Source organism: Halarcobacter ebronensis, from assembly GCF_013201825.1.
Taxonomy (GTDB): Bacteria; Campylobacterota; Campylobacteria; order Campylobacterales; family Arcobacteraceae; genus Halarcobacter; species Halarcobacter ebronensis.
The window spans coordinates 1,724,010-1,745,181 of the sequence record NZ_CP053836.1; the positions used below are offsets into that span (position 1 = coordinate 1,724,010).

The 21,172-nt window shown below is 29.0% G+C and carries 25 protein-coding genes; 12 read left to right on the plus strand and 13 right to left on the minus strand.

Translation table 11 applies throughout. The features are described from left to right. Positions 1-77 precede the first annotated feature (77 nt). Entirely contained in the window at positions 78-602 is a 525-nt protein-coding gene (locus AEBR_RS08525; protein ID WP_129087933.1) for a 3'-5' exonuclease, read from the minus strand. A gap of 30 nt (positions 603-632) precedes the next feature. Next, positions 633-1,328: a metallophosphoesterase gene (locus tag AEBR_RS08530; protein WP_129087932.1), complete on the minus strand. Its 696-nt coding sequence runs from the start codon at positions 1,326-1,328 to the stop codon at positions 633-635. A 172-nt stretch (positions 1,329-1,500) separates the two neighbouring features. Between AEBR_RS08530 and AEBR_RS08535 the strand changes: the two genes are divergently transcribed. The 3 genes from AEBR_RS08535 (at position 1,501) to AEBR_RS08545 (ending at position 4,040) form a co-directional block, all read left to right on the plus strand. Next, positions 1,501-2,139 carry a UPF0323 family lipoprotein gene (locus tag AEBR_RS08535; RefSeq protein ID WP_129087931.1) on the plus strand — a complete coding sequence of 213 codons (639 nt, stop codon included), beginning with the start codon at positions 1,501-1,503 and terminating at the stop codon, positions 2,137-2,139. 2 nt (positions 2,140-2,141) lie between these two features. Continuing rightward, on the plus strand, positions 2,142-3,320 hold the full coding sequence (locus AEBR_RS08540) for a glutathionylspermidine synthase family protein (protein WP_129087930.1): 1,179 nt from the start codon (positions 2,142-2,144) through the stop codon (positions 3,318-3,320). A 66-nt stretch (positions 3,321-3,386) separates the two neighbouring features. Further along, the gene (locus tag AEBR_RS08545; protein ID WP_129087929.1) at positions 3,387-4,040 is read left to right on the plus strand and encodes a hypothetical protein; all 654 of its coding nucleotides are present in this window, start codon (positions 3,387-3,389) and stop codon (positions 4,038-4,040) included. A gap of 12 nt (positions 4,041-4,052) precedes the next feature. Here the strand turns inward: AEBR_RS08545 and AEBR_RS08550 are convergent, their stop codons facing one another. The 9 genes from AEBR_RS08550 to AEBR_RS08590 all read right to left on the minus strand — a co-directional run bounded on the left by AEBR_RS08550 (position 4,053) and on the right by AEBR_RS08590 (position 11,209). Further along, positions 4,053-4,658 (minus strand): PepSY-associated TM helix domain-containing protein, encoded by a 606-nt coding sequence (locus AEBR_RS08550; RefSeq protein ID WP_129087928.1) that lies wholly within the window; start codon positions 4,656-4,658, stop codon positions 4,053-4,055. A 9-nt stretch (positions 4,659-4,667) separates the two neighbouring features. Continuing rightward, positions 4,668-6,758: a TonB-dependent siderophore receptor gene (locus AEBR_RS08555; protein ID WP_129087927.1), complete on the minus strand. Its 2,091-nt coding sequence runs from the start codon at positions 6,756-6,758 to the stop codon at positions 4,668-4,670. 131 nt (positions 6,759-6,889) lie between these two features. Further along, complete coding sequence (locus AEBR_RS08560; protein WP_129087926.1) at positions 6,890-7,837, minus strand: tetraacyldisaccharide 4'-kinase; 948 nt, start codon at positions 7,835-7,837, stop codon at positions 6,890-6,892. Between the two features lie 3 nt (positions 7,838-7,840). Next, on the minus strand, positions 7,841-8,989 hold the full coding sequence (locus tag AEBR_RS08565; protein WP_129087925.1) for a DegT/DnrJ/EryC1/StrS family aminotransferase: 1,149 nt from the start codon (positions 8,987-8,989) through the stop codon (positions 7,841-7,843). 3 nt (positions 8,990-8,992) lie between these two features. Then, positions 8,993-9,754: an NAD+ synthase gene (locus AEBR_RS08570; RefSeq protein WP_129087924.1), complete on the minus strand. Its 762-nt coding sequence runs from the start codon at positions 9,752-9,754 to the stop codon at positions 8,993-8,995. Between the two features lie 38 nt (positions 9,755-9,792). Further along, positions 9,793-10,005, minus strand: a complete 213-nt coding sequence (locus AEBR_RS08575; RefSeq protein WP_129087923.1) for a hypothetical protein — start codon at positions 10,003-10,005, stop codon at positions 9,793-9,795. Next, complete coding sequence (locus tag AEBR_RS08580) at positions 10,002-10,229, minus strand: (2Fe-2S)-binding protein (RefSeq protein WP_129087922.1); 228 nt, start codon at positions 10,227-10,229, stop codon at positions 10,002-10,004. The genes AEBR_RS08575 and AEBR_RS08580 overlap by 4 nt, the downstream gene beginning before the upstream one ends. After that, a complete protein-coding gene (locus AEBR_RS08585; RefSeq protein WP_129087921.1) occupies positions 10,222-10,452 on the minus strand; it encodes a (2Fe-2S)-binding protein in 231 nt (76 codons plus the stop codon). Before AEBR_RS08585 ends, AEBR_RS08580 begins: the two co-directional genes overlap by 8 nt. A 1-nt stretch (position 10,453) precedes the next feature. After that, complete coding sequence (locus AEBR_RS08590) at positions 10,454-11,209, minus strand: TerB family tellurite resistance protein (RefSeq protein ID WP_129087920.1); 756 nt, start codon at positions 11,207-11,209, stop codon at positions 10,454-10,456. Between the two features lie 99 nt (positions 11,210-11,308). Between AEBR_RS08590 and tatB the strand changes: the two genes are divergently transcribed. The 6 genes from tatB (at position 11,309) to AEBR_RS08620 (ending at position 16,988) form a co-directional block, all read left to right on the plus strand. Further along, complete coding sequence (tatB, locus tag AEBR_RS08595) at positions 11,309-11,746, plus strand: Sec-independent protein translocase protein TatB (protein WP_228720436.1); 438 nt, start codon at positions 11,309-11,311, stop codon at positions 11,744-11,746. Continuing rightward, on the plus strand, positions 11,746-12,474 hold the full coding sequence (tatC, locus tag AEBR_RS08600; protein ID WP_129087918.1) for a twin-arginine translocase subunit TatC: 729 nt from the start codon (positions 11,746-11,748) through the stop codon (positions 12,472-12,474). The genes tatB and tatC overlap by 1 nt, the downstream gene beginning before the upstream one ends. Continuing rightward, positions 12,461-13,498: a tRNA preQ1(34) S-adenosylmethionine ribosyltransferase-isomerase QueA gene (gene queA, locus AEBR_RS08605; RefSeq protein ID WP_420370926.1), complete on the plus strand. Its 1,038-nt coding sequence runs from the start codon at positions 12,461-12,463 to the stop codon at positions 13,496-13,498. Before tatC ends, queA begins: the two co-directional genes overlap by 14 nt. A gap of 12 nt (positions 13,499-13,510) precedes the next feature. Then, a complete protein-coding gene (locus AEBR_RS08610; RefSeq protein WP_129087917.1) occupies positions 13,511-14,248 on the plus strand; it encodes a 3'-5' exonuclease in 738 nt (245 codons plus the stop codon). A gap of 65 nt (positions 14,249-14,313) precedes the next feature. Then, entirely contained in the window at positions 14,314-15,651 is a 1,338-nt protein-coding gene (locus AEBR_RS08615) for a sodium-dependent transporter (RefSeq protein ID WP_129087916.1), read from the plus strand. Then, positions 15,651-16,988, plus strand: a complete 1,338-nt coding sequence (locus AEBR_RS08620) for a sodium-dependent transporter (protein WP_129087915.1) — start codon at positions 15,651-15,653, stop codon at positions 16,986-16,988. Before AEBR_RS08615 ends, AEBR_RS08620 begins: the two co-directional genes overlap by 1 nt. 16 nt (positions 16,989-17,004) lie before the next feature. Here AEBR_RS08620 and AEBR_RS08625 read toward each other — a convergent pair whose 3' ends face one another. After that, on the minus strand, positions 17,005-18,279 hold the full coding sequence (locus tag AEBR_RS08625) for a DEAD/DEAH box helicase (RefSeq protein WP_337787742.1): 1,275 nt from the start codon (positions 18,277-18,279) through the stop codon (positions 17,005-17,007). Between the two features lie 11 nt (positions 18,280-18,290). Next, the gene (locus AEBR_RS08630; protein WP_129087913.1) at positions 18,291-18,617 is read right to left on the minus strand and encodes a hypothetical protein; all 327 of its coding nucleotides are present in this window, start codon (positions 18,615-18,617) and stop codon (positions 18,291-18,293) included. 143 nt (positions 18,618-18,760) lie between these two features. Here AEBR_RS08630 and AEBR_RS08635 point away from each other — a divergent pair, with 143 nt between their 5' ends. The 3 genes from AEBR_RS08635 to AEBR_RS08645 all read left to right on the plus strand — a co-directional run bounded on the left by AEBR_RS08635 (position 18,761) and on the right by AEBR_RS08645 (position 21,170). After that, entirely contained in the window at positions 18,761-19,309 is a 549-nt protein-coding gene (locus tag AEBR_RS08635; RefSeq protein WP_129087912.1) for a hypothetical protein, read from the plus strand. Positions 19,310-19,475: 166 nt separating this feature from the next. Next, positions 19,476-19,991, plus strand: coding sequence for a hypothetical protein (locus AEBR_RS08640; protein WP_129087911.1), 516 nt, complete (start codon positions 19,476-19,478; stop codon positions 19,989-19,991). A gap of 18 nt (positions 19,992-20,009) precedes the next feature. Further along, on the plus strand, positions 20,010-21,170 hold the full coding sequence (locus AEBR_RS08645) for a murein transglycosylase domain-containing protein (RefSeq protein WP_129087910.1): 1,161 nt from the start codon (positions 20,010-20,012) through the stop codon (positions 21,168-21,170). Positions 21,171-21,172: the final 2 nt, after the last annotated feature.

The window sequence follows — 21,172 nt, forward strand, 5'->3', positions numbered from 1 at the left end:
TTAAAAATCATATATTTTTACACAACTATTAAATTTTACATATTGAGTTATAAAAAATGAGTTAAATTAAAAAACTACTAAAAACTCTTATTCATCTTCTTGAGAATTTCATAGGTTTTACTTACATCATATGTTGCACTGTGATATGACAAAGGATCAAAATCAATTCCATAAAAAAGGCAAGTCTCATCCAATTTTGGATTTTTTATACTTCCATTTCTATTTATTGCTTTGACTATATTTTTATTCTCTTTCATAGTACAAAAATGTTTTTCAAATCTTACTAATCCTTCTAAATGTCTTAATTCAAAATTTATATTGTGTGCAATAAGAGTTTTAACACCTCTACAAAACTCTATAAACTCTAGATCTTCACTAAAATATGAGCTATAACTAGCACCATTTCTATGGGCAAGAATTTTTTCAGGAGTTAATCTATGAACTTCATATGAGTAAGGATTTACAGGATATCGTGAAAGATAATATCTATGAAATTTATCTACAACTTTAAATTCATTGTTAACTAATTCCAACTTCACAGCTGCTGCTTCAATAACATCTTGGGGATTCATTGTATTTGTTTCAAAATCTATAATAATCATAATGGAAGTATATTATAACTTTAGTAAATTTTAATCCTCAATATTCTCCTGCGTTATTAACTCTAAAGATGGAAACTCCAAAGCACAAAGCCTTGGGATCAAACCTATATTTTTTGAGTAGCAGCATCCTAAATCAATTTGAGCTCTAAACTCTTTGATTATTGGTTCTGTTGTTGGGGTATGTCCATATACATTATATATCTCTTTGTTGTCATAGTTTTTATATCTGGAAAATAGTGTGCTATGTTTAAACTCTTCATACTCAAAAGAGTCTATTGGATAATCTCTAAACTTCCAATTCTCTTCAACACTTGAATGGGAAACAACCAAATATCTGCCATCTTTAGTTTTTATATCTTTATACTCAATAAATAGGGGTAAGTTTTTAAAATATTCCACATCACTTTGGATTTTATCTATTCTATTATAGGATTTTAAAGTTGAGTAGCCCCCTGCCCTTTGAATCCATTTTGATTCAAGCATATAATCTCTGTTTTCAAGTATTTTAGGAGTATCTTCAATCATAAAAAGTTCATGATTTCCTAAAACACAGTCAAAATTGTTTTTTTTAACAAAATCAACAACTTTAGAAGAGTTTGAACCTCTGTCAATCAAATCACCAACAAAACAGATTCTTGCATTTTTGGGAAGTTTTTTTATTAAAGCTATAAGGGTTTTAAAACAGCCATGAACATCACCAATAATATATATCTTATTTTCTGACATATCAAACCCTCGTAAAAGAAGTTACTCTATTTTTTACCAAAAATTATTAAAAAAACTTCTTAATATCAAAAAGTAATATTCAACTTTATCTATCTATAATTTTTCTTTTTCATCAAAATTTATTGAAATATTTAGTAATATATTTACTTTAAAATTTAGAAGGATTATAAAATTGAAAAATAAAAATATTAAGAAATTTGCAAATTATGCTGTTATTGGTGGACTTGGTGCATTTTTGATTTCAGGACTTACAGGTTGTGATAACAAAGGTTCAAATAATCAAAATCAAGGGCAAAGTGATGCTTTTTCACAAGCTAGTCAAAAACAAGCAGCTTTTGTAATTATTGAACAAACAGAAGAGGGAAAATATAAAATTGCAGAGGAGTTTCCTGCTTCAAAAAATACAATTGTTTTAAGAAGCCCAGATGGAACTGAAAGAATTTTATCTCAAGAAGAGATTGATAAGTTAGTTAAAGATGAGGCAGCAAAAATTGATGCAGGAACCTCAGGCTTAACAAATCCACAAATGAGTAGTGATATGGGGCTTGGAGGAGTTTTATTATCATCTATTGCAGGAGCAATGCTTGGTTCATGGATAGGAAATAAACTATTTAACAATCAAAACTATCAAAATCAAAGATCTGCACAATATAAATCACCACAAACATATAGTAGATCTCAAAGTTCATTTAGTAAAACTCCTTCAACTTCTACAAGTAGTACTAAAAAAACTGGCTTTTTTGGAAGTAGTTCGGGAAGCTCTAAATCTGGCTCTTTCTCTGGAAGTGGCTCTTCTTCGTTTGGTGGTTAATAATGAAACTAAAAAAATTACAACCATTAACCAATGATTATTTAGAATCGATTGGTTTTGTATGGCATACGGATATTGATAACAGCTCTTATGTGGCAAATGAAGTTGTGGAGATTAGTGAAGAGGAAGCTAATACTTACTATGAAGCTTGTAATGAACTATATGATATGTTTTGTGAAGCTGGAGAGTATGTAATAGAAAACAACCTATTCCATGAGATAAATATACCTTTTAACTTAGTTGAGATTATAAAAGAGTCATGGGAAAATGATGTTCATTGGCATTTATACTCTAGATTTGATTTAGCTGGAGGAGTAGATGGGAAACCAATTAAACTATTAGAGTTTAATGCAGATACACCAACTTCACTTTTTGAAACAGCAATTATTCAATGGGCACTATTAAAAGCAAATAACCTTGAAAATGTAAGTCAATTTAATAATTTGTATGAAGCATTAAAAGAGAATTTTAAAAGAATTATCACCCTTGATACAGACACAAACAAATTTGAAGAGTACTACTCAAAACTTAATTGGAAAATACTCTTCTCTTCAATATCTAGTTCAAGTGAAGATATAAATACAACAAAACTTTTACAACATATTGCAAGTGAGGCTGGATTTAATACAGACTTCGAATATATTGAAAATGTTCAATTTAGTGATGAAGGTATTTTTAAAGATGAGGAAGCTTTTGAATTTTGGTTTAAACTTATTCCTTGGGAAAATATAGCTATTGAAGAGGGAGAACTTGCAGTTCTTTTAACTGAAATAGTAAAAGAGAAAAAAGCAATTATCTTTAATCCTGCATATACTTTAATGTTCCAATCAAAAGGTTTTATGAAAATTCTTTGGGATCTTTTTCCAAACCATCCACTTCTTTTAGAGACCTCTTTTGAACCATTAGAGAATAAAAAACAGGTTGAAAAAAGATGTTTTGGAAGAGAAGGAGCAAATATTAAAATTATAAATAGTGATGGCTCTATTGAATTAGAAACAAGTGGAGAGTATGAAGGGCATAGAGCTATTTATCAAGAGTATGTGGAACTTCCAAAAGATATGGAAGGAAACTCTTACCAAGCTGGTGTTTTCTATGCTTATGAAGCTTGTGCTTTAGGCTTTAGAAGAGGTGAAAAAATTTTAAATAATATGTCTAAATTTGTAGGGCATATTATAAAGTAATCTCTTAAATCAGGTTTTCTTAATTTTGTAGTATACTTCCAAATAAATTACTACAAGATTACGAAAATGGCCTATAAACACTATATCTCAATATTCAAAGAAGTAAAAAAAAGTAAATTCTTAAAAATCCAAGCAATAGTTCTATTTATTACAACATATATAGATTGGACTTTAATACCTTTTGTTACAAAATTAGAAGGGACTTTTCTTCCTGTATTTATGATCAGCTTTTTTATGCTTCTAGGTTCTTTAGATGGTTTTATACACCCTCTTTTCAAAAATATTAGAATCTATAATATTTATCTTTTTACAATTATTTTGGATATGATACAAATTGGAAGTTATATCTTTTTTTCAACTTCAATTATATTTTTTACCTATTTAATTCTAACAATCTTTACAATCCAAGCAATAACCTTTGAAGTTGCAAGAATCCATACTGTTGACTTTATGCAAGATGAAAATATTGTATTAAAGGATTATTTAATGCTTCGCTCTTTTATGATATCTTTAGCAATAGTTATGGGAAGTTTAAGTGCCATGTTATTTGATTATTTTACAAAAGAGTTATCATATCTTTTGCTCTACCTTGCTATCTTAGGAGTTATTGGAATTTTGTTCCAATATAAACTTTATGGAAAGTTTAAAAAAAGGGTTATATTTAATGAAGTCCAAATTGAAAAAGACAAAACTGAACTTTTTGAAAAATTCAAAATTTAGACTTCATAAAAATTAATTATAAAAAGAAAAATATATAAAAATAAACACAGTTAAAAACCCTAAAGAGGTAAGATAAACCCCTCTTCTTTTAAAACCATATTTTCCTTTTACAATAAACATAGCAGAGATGGCAAAAAAAGCCAATACTACACTATAAACTAAAGCAAGATAAAACCATACATTTTCATTATTTGTCATATGGGTGTTTGTAAACAATTTTAAATATGGTGGATAATCTTTATATTTTATTTGAGATTCACCTGTTATTTGATTATATTTTATATCAAATTTTCCACTTCTATTAAAATGTAAAATATAATTTTCTTCCCCCTTATACTCCAAATTTTTTATATTTTTTTCCACTGCTTTAAAAGTCTCTTTTGTATAAATCTTATCAAACTTTCCATTTTTTGCTTCTACAATAAGTTGCTTTTTAAAGTGATCTTTTTGAATATCTTTTGAAATAAACGTTGTAAAATTATATTCAACTTTAAACCAACCAAGGCTCCTAGCTGAAAGGATAAAACCTGTAATAGAGTAAAGCAATGTAACTCCAATAAAGAAATATCCTAAATCCCTATGAAGAGATCGCATCATATTGCTTAATGACTTTTTCATAAAACTCTATTAAAAACTTTTTTTGAATGTAAGAACAATTTTTCTTGGTTCACCTGAATAGATACTATAATCATTTGAACCATACTCATAATATTTTTTGTCAGCAACATTTTGAACATTTAGAGATAGACTCCAATCTTTTTCATCATAGTGCACACCTAAATCAAGTCTTGCATATGAGGGTAATTCAACTCTTGTAGATTCTGAAGAGCTTGTAAATACACTATCTTTATATGTAACTCCAGATGTTAATCCTAAAACACCATTGAAAACCCTTGTTGGAATATTATATCTTGTAAATACAAAAGCTGTATTTCTTGGTGTATTTGAAGGTTTCTCACCTAAAGAACTACCTGCAACATACTCTGCGTTGTTAAGTGCATATCCTGCTTTAAACTGCCAATTTTCAGTTGGTAACCATTGAACATCTAATTCAATACCTTTACTTTCAACTTCCCCTGTTAATACATAATAAGAACCATTGCTTTCTGCAACATTCTCTTTATTGATTTTATAAAAAGATAGTGTTGTATTCAATTTCTCATTTATATTAAATTTCGCACCAACTTCATACTGTTTAGATTTTTCTGAGTCCAAACCATTACCGTCTACATCAACTCTTTCAGCTGTTTCAGGGTTATAACTTTGCCCAAAACTTCCATATACAGATACAAAAGGGTTTATATTATAAACTAACCCTAAAGAACCAACAAAGTTAGTTGAATATGTTGTGTTATCATCTGCACAAGAACCCCTTAAACAATAATAATTTATTTTTGTTCTATCTACTCTTCCTGATGTAACAAAAATCAAATCATCAGTTAGATTCATTTTGTCTTGGGCATAAATTGCACCACTTAAGTACTCTGTTTTTCTTCTATTTCCTTCAACTGAAGTATATGTACTTACATGAGAGGGATTATAAATATTTATATTTGGTGTAAGATTTCCTCCAAATGCAATTCTATCATAATCAGTCTCTCTATATGCACCAGAAACTCCTGTTGTAAGATTATGAACAATTGAACCAGTATAAGCTTTGAATTTTAGATTTGCATCAAATGAGTGCCAATCTCTGTCATTGCTTTGATCCCTATGTCTTCTAGTTAGAGTTGTATCTTCAACATTTACTGCTTGATTTACAGTTCTATTTTCATTAAGTGCTCTTTCATCATTGTGGAATACAGAACGCCAAGAGACATTTAGAACAGAATTATTTACAAAATAGTGTTCAAGATTTAAATTAATCGCTGTCCCTTCATCATTATCATAATCACCATCATCTTGATAAACAGTTGTAATATCAGCTGCAGTTGCGATATCATGGTTAGCTACAAATAGTCCATCATCTGCATCACCATCCTCTTTTCCATACTCTAGTGCCAGTAATAATGAGGTATTATCATCTATATCCCATAATAAACTTGGGTAAACATATAAGTTTTTATTTCCAACATTTCCTCTATATGAGTCAATATTTTCACCAACAGCAATAAATCTATAGTATAGACCATTTGTAATAGTCCCTGTTGCATCAACTGATGTTGTAAATCCATTATCTTCACCCAATTTTGAGCTATTTGATAAATAAGAATGATAAGAGGTCTCTATTGTAACTTTGTTTTCAGCTTGAGGTTTTTTAGTAATAATATTTACAAAACCACCTGCCTCCATATTTCCATATAATACAGATGCAGGTCCTTTTAGAATCTCAACTTTTTCAACATTTGCAGTACTTGGTGAACCAAATCTACTAATCAATCCTGGTAAACCATCAACTTGAATATTTTGTAAATCAATATCAAAACCTCTAATAGTTATACTATCTGCACTCTGCCCTATTTTTGTAACACCTGTTGTATAATCATAGGTATCTTCTAATCTTAAAGCTTGAAGGTCATCTATTAGAGTTTTATTTGTAGTAGTTGTAGAATAAGGGGTCTCTTTATCACTACTATCACTCTTTAATGCAGTTGAAGAGTTCTCTTCATAATAGGAATTTTGTATTCCAACAACCGTAACATCATCAAGCTCTTCCGAAGCATTTAATAATGTACAACATAATGGGATTGTGAGTCCCATGATTAATTTTTTGTTCATATCTATCCTTGTGTTTTCCTGAGGGATAGAATTTTATCAATTAATTCTTAAAATTAGTTTTAATAATTACTATCAATATTCACATATTATAAACATAATTTTTTATAAAAAATAATATAAAAATAGTTTAATTATTTATAAAAGTTTATATAAGTATCAATAGATTCTAATTTTTTAGCCTCTAAAATTTCTAAAGAGAGATCCATTAAGATAAGATTTTTTATATTGAGATTTTTTAGTTTAACAAAATCTTTTTGCGTTGTGATTATTGTGTAATCACTATAATTTGCATTTATAGTATCCAATTCCTCTTGTGTAAAACGATGATGATCTTCAAAAGCTTCCATAATGGTCTCTTTAGGTAAAAATTCTAAAAGTCTTTTTGGCTTAGAAATGGCTGTCAAAAGTAAAAGATTTTTTGGTAATACATTTAATACTTCCCCTTCTCTTACAAAACTAACAACCCTAACAAAATCTACTCCCTCTTTTAGTTCCAAATCTGCAAATGAATATGCCATCTTTGGTTCTCTATATCCGCCACTTGGAATACAAAAGATATTTGTAGGCTCAATTTTTGGTCTAATTAAAACATCAAATTTATTAATATCATACTTAGAAAACCCATCATCTAAGAAAACTATTTTACAACCTAACTCTTTAGCCTTTAAAATAGCTTTTTTCCTATCTTCACTTACAATTACAGTTGCATTTGGTAAAGATTTAGCTAAAAGCATAGCTTCATCTCCACTTATTTTAACACTCTGTTTTATCTCACCTTTTTGTGAAATTATGTATAAACCCTTTGATTCTCTTCCATATCCTCTTAAGATAACAGCAACATCTTCATATTTTTTTGCAAGCTCTATTGTCAATGGAGTTTTCCCACTTCCACCAATAATTAAATTACCTATAGAAATCACAGGTATTCCAAAATCAATTGATTTTGCACTTGCTCGTTTTAAAGCAATTATCAACATATATATAAATGTTAAAGGAAGTAGTATAAAAGAGATTATTCTTTGAAAGAAGCTGGGGAAGAAGAGATAATCTTCTACCCATAAATATAGCTTTTGTCTCAAAAGTTATACCCAATCTGCCGCTATTTCTATAATTTGGTCACAAATATAGTTTACCTCTTCATCAGTAAGTCCTGGATACATAGGTATCGAAAGAATTTGTTGATAAGAAGTAAGCGCAGAACTATATTCTGTAATTTTAATAGAGTATTTACTTTTATAGTATGATAAAAGATGTAGAGGTATATAGTTTAGCCCTGTTGAAATTCCTCTCTCTTTTAATGCTCTAGCAAAAGCATCTCTATTTCTAGAAATTTTGATAATAAATTGAGAGAAAATATGCTCATCTTTATGAACTGGAATAGTTACGTGTTTAATTCCAGCTAATCTATCTTTATAAATTTTTGCTATCTCTTTTCTTCTTTTAATAAACTTATTTGTTTTTTTAAGTTGAGCAAGTGAAAATGCTGCATCAAGTTCAGAAATATCATATTTATGTCCAATATCAACCACATCATAAATATAATCTAAGTTTCCAAAATCATCATAAGTAGTTGTAATAGCATGGGTTCTTAAAAGTTTTGCACGTTCCGCTATCTCTTGATTATTTGTAACAATAATTCCTGATCTACTTACAGAGTATTTACCATTTGAAGGGTTTGTAGAGAAAATAGTCATATCTGCTCTTAAACTTCCTACTGTCTCATCCTTGTATGTAACTCCTAAAGCACAAGTTGCATCTTCAATAAGGATAATTCCATACTTCTCAGCAATATCATAAATTCTATCTAAATCAGGTGTTTGACCTGCTACAAAAGTTATAATCGCACCTCTTAGTTTTTTTGTTTTATTCTCTGCTAAAGCTTTTTCAAACTTATTTACATCAATATTCATATCTTCTGTATTTATGTCAATAAATAGTGGTTCTGCATCAAAATGTCTAACAACCTCAGGGATATTAACAAAAGAGTTAACAGACATTAAAATTTTGTCACCTCTTTTTAGTTTTATTGCACTAAGAGCTAAATGAATAGCTGCTGTCGCATTACAAGTTGCAACCGCATATTTTGCACCAACAAAATTTGCCATATTATCTTCAAACTCAATAACTTTGTTTTGATCTTTATTAAGCTCAAGAACAGATTTAATCTGAGCTAACTCCTCTTCACCAATTGATGATTGATAAAATGATATCTCTTTCGTGTTCTCTTTCATTGTTTAACTCCACTTGATATTTGCTATTACAGGTAATTTACCCTTAAACGCATTTGCTTTCATTCTGTAAACTAATCTATCTATTAAAGCTTCATCATGTCCCAAAGCCATAACGTCCTCTTTTGATTTACCTTGGTCAACTAAAAGTTTTAGAACCTCGTCCATCTCTTTATATGAGTGACCTAATTCCTCTTCATCACTTTGACCTTCCCATAAATCGGCACTTGGCTTTTTATTTAAAATTGTTTCAGGAACACCTAAATATCTAGCGAAGTCGAATTCATCACTTTTATAAATCTCTCCAATAGGATTGATTGCACAAGCTATATCTCCAAAAATTGTTCCATACCCCAAAAGAATTTCACTCTTATTTGAAGTACCAACAACAATTGATTTATCTCTTGAAGATGTATCATATAATACAGACATTCTCATTCTTGCACTAAAGTTACCAATTCTAAGTCTATCTTCATCCATATTTTCAATATAGGCTTCTACCATAGGAGCAATTGATTTTATTTCATATTTTATATTAAACTTTTCACAATGTTCTATTGCATCTTCAGCACTACTTTTTGAAGAGAATTGTGAAGGCATAAGAACAGCGCTCATATTGTCACCAAAAGCCTCTTTGCATAAAGCAGAAACAACGGCAGAATCAAGTCCACCTGAAACACCAACGGTAACTCTTTCAAGTCCAGTTTTGTTAAGTTCTGTTTTTAAAAAATCTATTAATTGTATTTTTATTTTTTCCCAATTAATCATTCATATCCTTTGTTTTGGGCTAACCATTTAATTATATTTTATTCTTCCTTTGTTTTTTCATAAATTTCATCTAAAAATAACAAAGTAGTTTCTTTTATTTTGCTTTTTCGTGACAAAAGTTTCTCTTTTATTGAAATAAGCTCCTCAACTTGAAAATACTCTAAATAATTTGGATTAATATCAATTGTCTCTTTACCATCAACTGAAATCAACTCTTTTATATCTTTAATTAACTCTTCTTTTTCACTCATTTTACAAATTTATCCACTATCTGTTTTATATATAATTCCATCTTCTCTTCACCAATATCTTTCTCTTCACTTTGACAACATTTACAGCTAGTTCCTGCATCAGTAAGCTCACCAATGCTCTCAATTGAGTTGGCACCTCGCTCTTTAATTGCATGAATAATCTCTCCTAGAGTTACAGCTCTGCATCTACATACTTCAAAAGAGTGTGGAAAATTTTTAGCCATTTAATACCTCTTTTAATATATCTTTTAAATAAACTCTTTTTTTAATTTTTCCAAAATCTGCTTCAGCCATAATACAATTTCTACACTGCGTTCCAGCCAAAGTAAACTCTTGAATGGCTCCTAAAGTTTTCAAATTCTTTTCTTCTATTACTTTTAGCAACTCTTTTAGTTTGATTTTTTTGCAAGTACACACTTCATAACTATCTTCAAAATCTTTTAACAAACTAAATACCTCTATGTTTTTTTACAAGTTCATAAGCTTGATTTATCTCCTGAAGTTTTTTGGTTGCTTGATCAATAATATCTTGAGAAGCCCCCTGCCCTGAGATAATATCTGGATGATGTTTTTTTACAAGATTTCTATAATTTTTCTTTAAAGTGCTATCATCATCATTAGCACTTGATTGAAGCACTTCATAAGCCTTATCAAGAGATAGTGCCTCACTGTTTTTTTGGTCTCTATAAAAGTTTTCAAATCTATTAACAAGAGTTTCAAAATCTGCTTTTTTAATCTGTAACGCATTTGATATATCTTCAGTTATCATAAACTCAGTTTTTGAAAACTCTTTATCAATAAATGCCAAATTTAAAAGATACTCTAAGATTTTTACTCTTTTTACATAATCATGTTTTGTAATTTTATATAGTTTTTCACAAATAGAGATTGTGTTATCAAAACTATTTTTCTCTTTTTCATATATCTCTTTTAGTTTTTCTCTTATCTCAGAAGAGTTTTCAAAATGGCTTGAGATATCTGTAAAAGTGTGTTTTAACATTTCAGCTTCCAACTCACTTACTTGACCATCAGCTTTTGCTACTTTTGCCATTAAAGCAATTAAAAGCCCTGCTTCGTGATTCATTAAATCACCGTTAAATCTCTCTTTTATATCTAATTTAATATTTTCAAATTTCTCTGTTTTATAATTTCTTGCAATAAAATATAGAATAACTCCTATTACAAGTAAAACTAATAATTTCATTCTAATCCTTTTTAAAATAATGGCAAATTTTAACAAAAATTAGGTAAAATCTTTACCTTTAAAAAAGAATCGGAGAATGATATGTTTGGAATGGGTTTTATGGAAATCCTATTAATTGCTGTAATCGCAATTATTGCATTGGGACCGGAAAAGCTACCTACAGCTATGGTAGAGATTGCAAAGTTTTTAAAAAAGTTTAAATCTGGTATTGAAGATGCAAAATCTACACTTGATAATGAACTAAATATTTCAGAAATGAAAGAGGAAGCAGCAAAATATAAAGCTCAAATAGAGAGTGCGAAAGCAACTTTAAACCTAAAAGAGAATGTTGATTTAGGCTTAAATGATATTATAAATGAAGATAAAACAAAAAAGAGTGATACAGAAGAGAAAAATGAAGGAACTGTCTCTTTAAAAGAACCTAAAAAGAAAAAAGAAAAAAAAGAGAGTAAAGAAGAGACTCCAGAGACAACGCAAGCGGAAGATAAGTTTAAAATAAAACTTGAAGATTTTGATAATACAGAGGAAACTAAATAATGTTTGAAGATTTAAAACCGCATATTGCAGATCTTAGAAAGAGACTTATTAACTCAGCTATTTGTCTGATTATTGCATTTTTTGTATGCTTTAACTTTTATGAACCAATCTTAAAGTGGATGATGGTTCCTGTTGAAGCTGTTCTTCCTCCAAACTCTCATATGGTTGCAGTTGAGATTCAAGAGACTTTCTTTACAGCACTAAAAGTTGCATTTTTCTCAGGTTTTATTGTTTCATTACCTGTGATTTTTTGGCAATTATGGCTATTTTTGGCTCCAGGGCTTTATGACCATGAGAAAAAACTTGTAATTCCATTTGTATTCTTTGCAACACTTATGTTTTTAATAGGTGCTTCATTTGCATATTGGGTTGTTGTTCCTTTTGGATTTGATTTTCTTATCAACTTTGGTTCAGCTGTTGTAACAGTTCTTCCTAGTATTGGAAAATATGTGGGCTTTTTTACAAAACTTCTATTTGGTTTTGGAGTAGCTTTTGAGTTACCAGTTATTACATTTTTCTTGGCAAAAATTGGACTTGTTGATGATAAGATGTTAAAAGATTTCTTTAAATATGCAGTTGTTCTTATCTTTATATTAGCTGCACTTTTAACTCCACCTGATGTATTAACACAATTTTTAATGGCTGGTCCACTAATCTTACTATATATAGTATCAATCTATATTGCAAAAATATTCAATCCAGCAGCACCTGTTGATGATGAAGAATAAGGAACTAAACCCTCTAAAGACTTCAAGCTATGATTACTCTTTACCAAAAGAGCTCATAGCAACCCATCCTGTATATCCAGCTGATAGTGCAAAACTTTTAGTCTATAATAGAGTAGAAAATAAAATCACTCATACTACATTTAAAAATCTTCTTGATTTTATACCAAAAGATAGTTCTATTTTTTTAAATGACACAAAAGTTATAAAAGCAAGAATATTTGGAACAAAAGAGTCAGGGGGAAGAGTTGAACTATTGTTTAATAAACCTCTTTTTATGGATAGATATCTTGTAATGATAAGAGGAAAAGTAAAAGTCGGTACAAAACTATTTTTTGAGTATGATTTAAGTGTAGAAGTTCTTGAAGTAAACGAAGATGGAAGTAGAGTTGTACACTTTTTTCAAAAAGATAAAAAGCTTGATTTTCTATCACTTGTGGAGATTTTAAATAAAATTGGACATCTTCCTCTTCCTCCATATATGAATAGAGAAGATGAAGATAAAGATAATCAAGACTATCAAACTCTTTTTGCAAAAAATTATGGAGCAGTTGCCGCACCAACTGCATCTTTACATTTTACTGAAGAGTTATTAGAGAAAATTAATCAAAATTTTCCTATAAATTATCTAACTTTACATGTGGGAGCTGGTACTTTTAAACCTGTAGATGTGGATGAAATACTTTCACATCCAATGCATAGTGAATATTTTGAGATAGGAATTGAAGCAAAAAAAGCTTTAGATAAAGCAAAAAAAGTTTTGGCAGTTGGAACAACAGTTACAAGAACAATTGAATATTATGCAAGAACAAATAAAATTCAAGGTGAGTGTGATCTATTTTTAAATCCACTAAACAAGCCAATAAAAGTTGATTATTTGCTTACTAATTTTCACTTGCCAAAATCAACACTAATAATGCTTATTGCCTCATTTGTAGGATTAGAAAAGACTTTAGAAATCTATAATGAAGCCATTAAAGAGAGATATAGATTCTACTCTTATGGTGATGGAATGTTAATTATATAAAAAGGAGATATTATGCCATATTACGTACTATTTGATACAGAAACTACAGGAAATCAAGAGGAAGACAGAGTAATCCAGTTTGGAGCTATGGTAGTTGACCAAAAAGGAAATGTAGAAGCTTTTGATGAATTTTGTTCTACAGATGTTGAAATTAAGATTGAGGCAATGGAAGTTCATAATATCACTCCAAATTTGCTTGAAGGAAAATCAAAAGCTAATGAAACCTCTTTTTTTAAAAAATTAGAAGAGCTTAACTCACCAGAAAACTATCTAATTGCACATAATATAAGTTTTGATATGGCAATGATAGAAAAAGAGGGATTTGTAAATGCTTACCAAGTTATTGATACTTTAAGATGTGCAAAACATCTTTTTCCCCAAATGCCATACCATAGACTTCAATATTTAAGATATGCTTTAGAGCTTTATAAAACTGAAGAGAAAGAGGCGGCAAAACATAATATAACTATTAAAGCCCATGATGCAATTGGTGATGTACTTGTTATGAAACTCTTTTTATCAAAACTTGTTAGTAAATGTAGAGAGATCTATCCAGATTATAATCCAATGGAAAAACTTGTAACTTTAACCAAAACTCCTGTTTTTATTAAAACATTCAAATTTGGTAAATATAAAAATAGAGATATTGCAGAGGTTGCAAATGAGGATCCAGGTTATCTAAATTGGATGAGAACAAATTTAGAGCTTGATGAAGATATGAAATATAGTTTAGATAAAGTTTTAGGTTAAAATAAGTTACATAAAACTTTCATAAATATTATACTATAATTACAAAAAAGTATTAAGGAATTGTTGTGAATAAATTTTCACGTTTAGGATTTATCTTCGCAGCAGCGGGATCTGCTGTTGGATTAGGTAATATTTGGAAGTTTCCATATATTACTGGTGAGTATGGTGGTGGAGCATTTGTTATTGTGTATCTGCTTTGTATTGTATTTATTGGACTTGTAGTTTTTATTGCTGAATCATATTTAGGACAAACTTCAGAAGCAAATGTGTCTTCAACTTTTGTAAAGCTCTCAAAAAGTAAAAATTCAAATTGGAAATATAGTGGTTTTATGGTATTTGGAGGTTTAATTATACTCTCTTTTTACTCTGTTGTATTAGGTTGGATTTTAAACTATATTTTTATCTCTTTTGCTTCATTGCCAGAGAGTAGTGAATTAGCAGGGAGCTACTTTAATAGCCTTGTTTCTGAAAAAATTGAATTACAAATCTTTTTCCATACTATTATTGCACTTATTACTATTTTTATAGTTTTAAGAGGAGTTAAAGAGGGAATTGAAAAGATAAATCTAATTTTAATGCCTCTTCTTGGTATAATCCTTTTTGGACTTTTAATATATGCAGTAAATTTAGATAGTTTCTCAAAGTCAGTGGAGTTTATGTTTAGTGCAAATTGGAATAAAATAGATGAGAATGCTCTTCTTGCAGCTCTTGGACAAGCATTTTTTACACTTTCTCTTGGAATAGGTACAATCATAACATATGCCGCTTCATTACCAAAAAATGAAAACTTTATAAAGTCATCTCTTTATGTTGCAATTGTTGATACGATTATAGCTATTATTGCTGGTCTTATAATTTTTGCTTTCCTTTTTGAAGCGGGAGCAGAAAGTAGTGCTGGACCAGGACTTGTTTTTATCTCACTACCTGTTATTTTTCAACAATGGGGCGTTTTAGGAAATATTATTGCTATTGCATTTTTTACTGCTCTTCTTTTTGCAGGAATAACTTCTGCTGTATCTATGATAGAGCCACCTTTAATGCTCTTTATAGAAAGATTTAATATGACAAGAAAAAAAGCTGTAGTAATTTGTGGTTCAATTTTCTACTCACTTGGTATTATTGCACTTTTATCAATGTCAAACTCATTTAAAGATTCACTTACATTTTTTGGAAAAAATGCCTTTGATTGGATGGACTTTTTAACATCATCAATTTCAATGCCAATTGCGGCAATTATGACTTGTATCTTTTTAGGATACTTTGTAGATAAAAATAAAATGAGGGATAAATTTACTCAACATGCACCTAAGATTGTATTTGATATTTGGTATTTTCTAGTTAAATACCTAGTACCTTTTGCAATTGCTATACTCCTTCTTAATAAAATAGGAGTGATTAAATAATGAATAATTTTTCAAGAATTGGTTTTATACTTGCAGCTGCTGGTTCAGCTGTTGGATTAGGTAATATTTGGAAGTTTCCATATATTACTGGTGAGTATGGCGGTGGAGCTTTTGTTCTTATCTATTTAATTGCAGTTAGTCTAATTGGTCTTACAATTTTTATTGCTGAATCATATATAGGGAAAGAAGCAAGAGTTAATGCTGCAGATGCCTATCAAATAGTATCAAAAAGTAAAAATAGCTCATGGAAGTTTGCTGGGTTTCAAATTGTTACAGGTATTGTAATTCTCTCTTTCTATGCATTTATCATAGGTTGGATTTTAAACTATATTCTAATCTCTTTTACTGGTTTCCCTAATGATATACAAAAAGCAGAAAATCTATTTAATAACTTAGTTACAAAGGAAATTGGCAAGCAAATTTTATTTCATACAATAGTTACTTTAACTGTTGCATATATTATTGTAAAAGGTGTTAAAGAGGGAATTGAGAAACTCAATCTTATTTTAATGCCACTACTTGGACTTATTTTATTTGGACTTTTAATATACTCATTTACTCTTGATTCATTTTCAAAAGCTCTTGAGTTTATGTTTATGCCTAACTGGGATAAAGTTAATGAAAACTCTATCCTTGCAGCAGTTGGACAAGCATTTTTTACACTATCTTTAGGGATGGCTATTGTAATAACATATTCAGCATCAATGGATAAAAAAACAAATTTCGTAAAATCTTCTATTATGGTTGCTGTTGTTGATACAGCTGTAGCACTTGTTGCTGGTATTATAATTTTTGCATTTTTATTTTCAGCTGGAGCTAAAAGTACAGCTGGTCCTGGACTTGTATTTATCTCTCTTCCTTTAATCTTCTCTACATGGGGTATTTTTGGACAAATAGTTGGATGTGCCTTCTTTGTAGCTCTTCTTTTTGCTGGTATTACTTCTGCTGTATCTTTGCTAGAGCCACCTTTGATGTATTTAATGGAGAGATATAAAGTAAGTAGAGTAAAAGGAACTATTCTTTGTAGCCTATTTTTCTACATTTTAGGGATTTTTGCTCTATTATCAATGAGTGAAGATTTTGGAAAATTTTTAACTTTCTTTGAAAAAAATCTATTTGATTGGTTAGATTATTTAACTTCATCAATTGCAATGCCGATTTCAGGTTTTATTACTTGTATCTTTTTAGGATATTTTGTTGATCAACAAGAGTTAGAAAAGAAGTTTACAATCCATATAAACAAAATTGTATTTAAAATTTGGCTTGCTCTAATTAGATATATTGTTCCAATTGCAATTATAATACTATTTTTAAATAAATTAGGAATTATAAAATAGAAAAAGTAGGTTTAACCTACTTCTTTCTAAAGTTTCTATTTGCATCTCTTTTTGTAGTTTTCTTTGATTTTGGAGGCTCTTTTTTTACAGGAGTTTTTTTACCCTTTATTTCACTAAGTTTCTTTTTAGCTTGAGCTTTTTGTCTTGGTTGTCTATCTTTTAATGGGAATTCATCATGAACCAATCTTTTTACATTTAGTCTTAAATCTCTCTCAATTTTTGTAAACCTATTATAATCCTCAGTAGTTAAAATAGTAATAACCTCACCTCTGTTCCCTGCTCTTCCTGTTCTCCCAGTTCTGTGCGTAAAATCGTCTGTTGTTTCAGGTAAAGAGTAGTTTATAACCAAAGGGAGTTTTTCTATGTCAAGCCCTCTTCCAGCAATATCTGTAGCAATTAAGACTTGAACTTTTTTATTCTTAAAATCTTTAATTGATTGAACTCTTTGTTTATATTCAATTCCACCATGAATAGCAGCAGCTTTTATTTTAAACTGTCCAAAATACTCAATTGCAGAATCAACACTATCTTTTTTGTTTACAAAAAGAAGTATTTGTTCATATCCAGATTCAAGGATAAGTTTTGCAACTAGCTCTTTTTTCTTCGTTTTATCAATTTTATATGCAAAATGCTCTATTAGATGAACAGTGTCTCTTCTATCATGAACTTGTACAGTAACAGGATCTTTTAAAAACTCTTTTGCAAGTTTGTTTATATTTTGAGAAATTGTTGCCGAACACATAACCATTTGTCTATAAGGAGAGCATAAAGATAATACCTTTTCTATCTCTTCAATAAAACCCATCTCAAGCATAGTATCAGCTTCATCTAAAACTATAAAATTTACTGATTCTAAGTTTATAAACCCTTCACCTACTAAATCCAATAATCTCCCTGTTGTTGCTACAACAATATCAACTCCAGAAGATAAAACTTGAATCTGTTTAGTTCTACTTGTTCCACCAATTACTTTTGTATGTTTTAGTTTTAAAAATTCTCCTAAATCTGCAAGTGTTTTAGATACTTGTTCAGCCAACTCTCTAGTTGGAACTAAAATAAGCCCTCTTAAAACTCTATTTTTATAATTTAGATTTGAATTTATCTTTTTTATCATTGGCAGAATATAAGCTGCTGTTTTCCCTGTACCAGATTTTGAGGCTGCTACTACATCTATACCTTTGTCAATAATTGGTATAACTTTTTTTTGAACTTTTGTAGGAGAATCATACCCTTGCTTTTCAATAGCTTTTAGTATTAATTCGTTTAGGTTAAATTCACTAAATTTATTTATCTTTTATCCTTTTAAAATGAGCTAGACATAATCTCGTCATCTAAGTATTCATCAATTTTTTTTACTAAATCTTCATAAGAGATTTTACCATCTTTGTTAAATAGAACTATCTCTTCACCAAAATCATTTTTTATGAAGTGCTCTTTTTCAATAACCTTTTCATATAATCTTCTAATATCTGTTGGAGAGTCTAAATCATTGTACAAAAACCAATTTGCAGTTGTATTTTCATATCTTATTAGACCATAAGTATTCTCTTTATTGACATAGTCTTGAATTGTACCATTTTCAAAAATAGCACCAACAACCATATCACTATCATTTAAAATCATTTCCATTAAAAAGCACCTTGATTTATTATATCAATGCAATAATAACAAGATTTTCATTAAATCAAATGAAGTCTATATTTAATACTTATCATTTATATTTATAAAAGCTTTGTAGTGCTAGTATCTTTTTATCTACTAAAGGAGTCTCCATGGCAATGACTATTGATGAAACTTCAAACCAAAATAAGAATCTTTCTAGCTCTACACAAAATGAGACAACAAAAAACAATAGCTCTTTTTTAAATGATTTAGAAAATACATTAAGAGATAAAATAAAAGATGAAAATGGTGTACAAGAGCAGATAAATGGCAATAATGAACTAATTAACATTATGAAAAATGAGATTGAAGAGTTATCAAAAGATAGAGCCTATAAAGTACCTCAAGAAAAAATTGACCAAATTTTACAAAAAATTAAAAGTAGTATTCAAAACAGTATAAGAAATGAGTTCTCAAGCTTCACAAACAGTAGTAGCACTGCTCAAGATATTCAAAAAAGAGTTGAAGAATTTAATGAAAAAATATCAAATATTGAACCATCAAACTATTTACAACTGCAAGATGAACTCTACTCTATTTTAAATGATAGTATGGACTTGTTATATAATTTAAATAGAAATAGCAAAAATAAAAGTAGTCTAAATAGCTACAGTAGTTATAACAGAGCTTTTTTTGAAGCCCAACTAGGAAAGTATTAGGGTTTTAAAGTGTTCAATAATCTTTTATGATAGATTATTTTGATGAAGTTAAAAATAATAACAAGATTTTCATTAAAGCTTAAAAGGGTTTATAAAATGGCACATCTTTAAACTTTTTAAAAGTTATTTGTGTTAATATTAAGATATTCTACATAAAGGGGAGTTTATGGAAATATCTAACAATAAAATGATAAATCAAAATTACGAGATGATAAATAATAATAAAAGTGAATCAGAACAAAAAGACGCTTCTTTTGCAGAAGCACTAAAGGAAAGTCAAAAGAATAGTTCAAATAATGTAAACACTAAAAAAGAAGAAAGTCCTGTTGAACAAATGCTTAAAGAAATAAAAAAAATTATAAATTCAGGTATAAATGAAATTACAGAAGAGAAGCTGAATGAAATTATAGATCAAATAAAAAAGAATCTTGAAAAAGCTAGTAAAAGAAACTTCTCAGCAGATAAAATGCAAGAACTTTTCAAAGAGTTGCAAAATTTAATAAAAGATATAACAAATAATATGAGTGGAACTATTTTTGATAAAGCAAAGATTGAAGATAAACTGAAAGATATTTTTAAACTAAGTCAAGAATTAGTTGAAGAATCAAAAAGTTTATTGGATTATGGAAAAAATTCTATAGGTATGGAATTACAAAAATACCAAAATATCAAAATAAATTAAATGAAGTTCTAAAATATTTTGACAAGATTAAAAGTATTAATATTTTTCTCTATTTTTTTATTTACAGGATGTGGAGTCAATGATGTTTATAACATCACAAGGGCTGCAATTAGTAAAGATCCCTCTGCTGCACTACAATCTCTTGCTACTTCAAAAGCAATAAATTATGCTTCAAACCCAACAAAATTATCAAAAGATATTAAAGCATTATCTTCATTTATTGAAAAAATAAGCAATAATTGGGGAAATGATAATGTTAAAATTCCAAAACAAAAAGAGTATGTAAAGTATATGCAAAACTACAAAAGTAGAGCATTGATTGATTTTGATAATGGAATTGTAACAGTAGAGACAATAGATGAAAAAAATCCAAAAGATAGTCTGCAAAATGCAATTGTAACTACACTTTTACTTCCTGATGATCCAAGAGCTGCTGATTTGTTTGGGGCAAGTGAGATAAAACTTGGTTCTACTCCTTATTTACTAGGAGAGATAAAAGATGATCAAAACAAAGATATTCGATATGAGTGGAGAGCAAATAGATTTGCAGAGGTACTAATAAAAAATAGTTTCAAACAAAAAAAGGTAAAAGTAGAATCAAAAGAGGTAAATGTCTCTTATGTAACTATCCCTATGGTTAAAGACCATACTTCAATTAGAGTTGCAAAAGTAAAACCAATCGTTGAAAAATATTCACAAAAATATGGTGTAAGTAGAAACTTAATTTATGCAATAATAAAAACAGAGAGTAATTTTAATCAATTTGCAGTAAGTAATGCAGGAGCTTATGGACTTATGCAAATAGTTCCAAGTAGTGCAGGAAAAGACGCCTATGAATATGTAAAAGGGAAAAATTCAGAACCATCTACTTCATATCTTTTTAATGCACAAAATAATATTGAATTGGGCACTGCTTATTTAAAAATGTTAAATAATCAATATCTTGGAAATATACAAAATGAAGTATCAAAAGAGTATTGTGTAATAAGTGCATATAATACAGGAAGTGGTAACGTACTTAGAACATTTTCAGAAAATAGAACAAAAGCAGTAAATATAATAAATAGTAAATCTGCCCTTGAGGTTTATAATACATTAAAGAGTGATTTACCTTATGAGGAGACAAGAAGATACTTAAAAAAAGTAATAGACTCTAAAAAAGAGTTTACTAATATTTAAAG